Annotated in this window: 2 protein-coding genes; both read left to right on the forward strand. The window is 60.3% G+C overall.

Annotation, left to right across the window (positions count from 1 at the left end; genetic code table 11):
• The first annotated feature begins 168 nt into the window (after positions 1-168).
• Positions 169-588 carry a response regulator gene (locus tag GTN70_11300; protein ID NIO17547.1) on the forward strand — a complete coding sequence of 140 codons (420 nt, stop codon included), beginning with the start codon at positions 169-171 and terminating at the stop codon, positions 586-588.
• A gap of 267 nt (positions 589-855) precedes the next feature.
• A complete protein-coding gene (locus GTN70_11305) occupies positions 856-3,426 on the forward strand; it encodes a PAS domain S-box protein (protein ID NIO17548.1) in 2,571 nt (856 codons plus the stop codon).
• Positions 3,427-3,522 lie beyond the last annotated feature (96 nt).

The raw sequence follows: 3,522 nt of genomic DNA on the forward strand, positions 1-3,522 counted from the left end.
CCCGTTCTCATTTTTTCGACCGGCAATTTCGAATATTTTCTACATTTTCCCTCCCCCGGGCACCTTCAGGTTACCCTCGAGACACATAAGTGGTTGATATTTATATATATTGTTAAATTCTTTAGCGCTGGCATAGTCATTGCTCAATCCGTGGCAGGAGCTTACGCTATGCCCGATGATTACGCCAGCCTCTGGCTCTGGCTCGCGGGGCTGAGAATAATGCTTATCGCCCACGACCCGTGGATCAAAAACTCCCTGGCAGGGTACTTCAAGAGCAACGGATGCGATGCCTATGCCCCGGACAGCGGGAGGGAGGGGCTGGAAGCGCTGGCGGAAAAGCCCTTTGACATCGTCATAGCCGATTTTTCGCTTCCCGACATGAGCGGGTTCGATTTTCTGCGGCAATGCCTGTCGAAGAACCCGCACTCGATCAACATGCTCATCTGCCCCGGCGTCCCCGGAAGGATTCCCCCGGAGGCCGCCTCCATGGGGATCCGGATCATAGAAAAACCCTTCAAATCGGATGCCATCGACAGGGCCTTTCTGAATGCCATGAAAGAGCAGGAGAATACCACAAACGACCGGTGACGGGGCGGGAGCTTCCCCCCCTTCCCGAGACACGTGCGCCCCTTTCCGGAAAGATCGTCCCGCCATCGAACGGGCGTTTGTTTCGCTCATGTGACCATCAATTTCCATGCACCTCCGTATACAAANNTATGGTAAACTTGGTTGCCCGGGCATTTTTTCGCCCAAGCACCCGCGAAGGGATGCTTTCCCGGGGAAGAGATTGAAGAAAAAGGCAAATCTGTCGCATCGACCGGGTTTCCGCACACAGGGAGGGCCCCCGAAGAAGGCATGAAGGAGCTATCACTACACCGAAAGTACCTCGAGCTGGGCCTGATTGCTCTGGTCGGCCTGGTGCTCTCCACCGTCCTTTTCCTCTTCGCCAGGCAGGCGGAAGACTCCAGGATAGCGCTCGGCTTCGCCCGCAGCGCCGAAAAGCAGATGGCGGTGCTGAAAAGGGAGCTGGCGATGAACCTGCACGAAGTAGACGACCTCCGCACCTACTACGAATCGTCGGAGCTGGTCACCGAGGCCGAGTTTGCCGTCTACACCTACCCCACGACGTCCCACTACCAGGGCATAACGGCGGAGATCTGGGCGCCCCGTGTCACGGGTGCAGAGAGAGCGCCTTTCGAGAGGGAACTCCGGGGAAAAGGGACCCGGGAGGCTCAGGTCACCGAGAGGGGAGGGGAAAACCGACCCGTTCGCGCCGGGACCCGCGAGGAGTACTATCCGGTCCGCTACATCGAGCCCCGCGCGGGAAACGAGCTCTACGTGGGTTTCGACCTCTACTCGGAGCCCGGCCTGCGGGCAGTCCTGGACAGGGTCAGGGACACGGGGAGTCTCCTGCTTACCCGGCACATCCCTCTCGGGGGGGACAGAGAGAGCGTGAGCCAGTACCTGGTGATCTCCCCCCACTACCGAAAGGGCGTCCCCCTGGACACCGCCGATGAGCGGCGCGGGGCCCACAAGGGGTTCTTGATCGGCTTGCTGGATATTTCGCAGGTAGCGGCAAACGCCATATCCTCCCGGGAGGCCGAGCCGGTCAGGCTGTTTCTCTTCGACGGCCCGGCAACCCCGGGGAAAACCCCCCTCTTCTTCAGCAGCATGCCAAAAACGGGGGCCGTCACCGGCGCCCCCCCCTCGTTCGAGGCGGCATACGCGGCGGGCATCACCTTCGAGGAAACGCTCCCCATCGCAAACCTGAATCTGCAGGTGGTCATGTTTCCCCAGCCGGGCCTCATCGCTTCCAAGAAGACCCTGCTGCCACCCGGTATCCTTCTGGCCGGTATCCTTCTCACGGGGCTTCTCTGCCTGTACGTCCGTACCATCCGGGGCCACAACACGCGTATCCGGCAGTTTGCGAACAACCTGTTGAGGACCAGTAACGAGGTGGCCCGTGAGCGCAACAGGGCGCAGAGCTTCCTCAACATAGCCGGGGTCATCATCGTCGCCCTGAACCGGGAGGGGGAGATAACGCTCATCAACAAGAAAGGCTGCGAGATCCTCGGCTACGGCGAGGGCGAGCTCATCGGGCAGAACTGGTTCCAAAAATGCCTCCCCGAGGCGACGGGAAAGGAGGTGTCCGCCATATTCCGGAAGGTCCTGGCGGGGGAGATCGAGATCCCCGTGGACATCGAATACCCGGTCCTGACAGGGTCCGGCGAGGAGAGGATAATCGCCTGGAGCAATTCGCTCCTGAGGGATGAGAACGGTGAGGTGATTGCCAAGCTCAGCTCGGGCGAGGACGTCACCGAGCGCCTGCGGTCAACCGCTGCGCTGAAGGAGAGCGAGAAGAGGTTCCGGGACCTGGTCGAGAGCGCCGTCACCGGCATCCTCATCGCCCAGGACGGCCAGGTAGTTTACCGTAACCCGGAAGTGGAGCGGCTCTTCGGCCCGATACAGGCGCCGATAAAGCTCGATGAGCTGAGAGGGATCCATCCCGAAGACGCCAAACGGTTCCTGAACATGTTCGAACGGGTGCGCTCGGGCGCCCTGCATTCGGTGGAAGAAGAGCTGAGACACTCCTCCCGCATCGCGGGTGAAATCAGAAGCGATACACGATGGATCTACTGCCGGGCGAGCGCGATAGAGTACCGGGGAAAGAGGGCGACGCTCCTAAACGTGATGGACATCACCCGGTCCAAGGAGCTGGCGATGGTGGTGAAGGACAGGATTACCTCTCTCGGGCGCGTTGCCGCCGGGGTCGCCCACGAGATCAGAAACCCCCTCTCGGGCATCAACATCTACACGAAAACCCTGAGAGCGCTCCTGGAACGGGGGGAGAACGGCGGGAAAGCCGCTGAGATCATCTCCCAGATCCAGGCGGCATCGAACAAGATCGAGTCGGTGGTGCGCAAGGCCCTTGACTTCTCCAGGCCCGGCTTGACCACCTTCGCGCTGACAGACCTAAATGCCATCGTCGAGGAGGCGGTCACGCTCTCCTCCGTCTCGATTTTACGGGGCGATATATCGATCAAAAAGGAGCTGGCCCCCGACCTGCCGAAATGCTACGCCGACAGGCGCCTCTTCGAGCAGCTCATCCTCAACCTGATAGCGAACGCGGCCGAAGCCATGCGGACCACATCGATACCGCGCAGGATCAGGATAACCACGTCCTCGGAAAACAACACGATCATCCTGAAAGTGTCCGATTCGGGCCCCGGCGTTTCCGAAGACATACGGGACCGGATATTCGACCCATTCTTCACCACGAAGAGCGAGAACACGGGACTGGGACTGAGCATCAGCAACAGGATCATCATGGACCACGGCGGCCTGATCGACGTTGCCCGGAGCGAGTGGGGCGGGGCGGAGTTCGTGCTCCAGATCCCCGTCGAGAGGAGGAGGACACCGCGGTGATCACGGGCTGCCGCGGGGACGGATATGAACTTCTACAAGAGCACGCTTGAAATATTCACGGGGAGAGCCAGATGAAAAACCGCGGTCCCGGGAAAG

The sequence above is a fragment of the Deltaproteobacteria bacterium genome (genome assembly GCA_011773515.1).
In the GTDB taxonomy this organism is placed as follows: domain Bacteria; phylum Desulfobacterota; class Deferrimicrobia; order J040; family J040; genus WVXK01.

What these genes read in the sequence shown, in the direction of transcription:
- GTN70_11300 (NIO17547.1), top strand. Translation starts at nt 169, where the DNA reads ATGCCCGATGATTACGCCAGCCTCTGGCTCTGGCTCGCGGGGCTGAGA.
- GTN70_11305 (NIO17548.1), top strand. Translation starts at nt 856, where the DNA reads ATGAAGGAGCTATCACTACACCGAAAGTACCTCGAGCTGGGCCTGATT.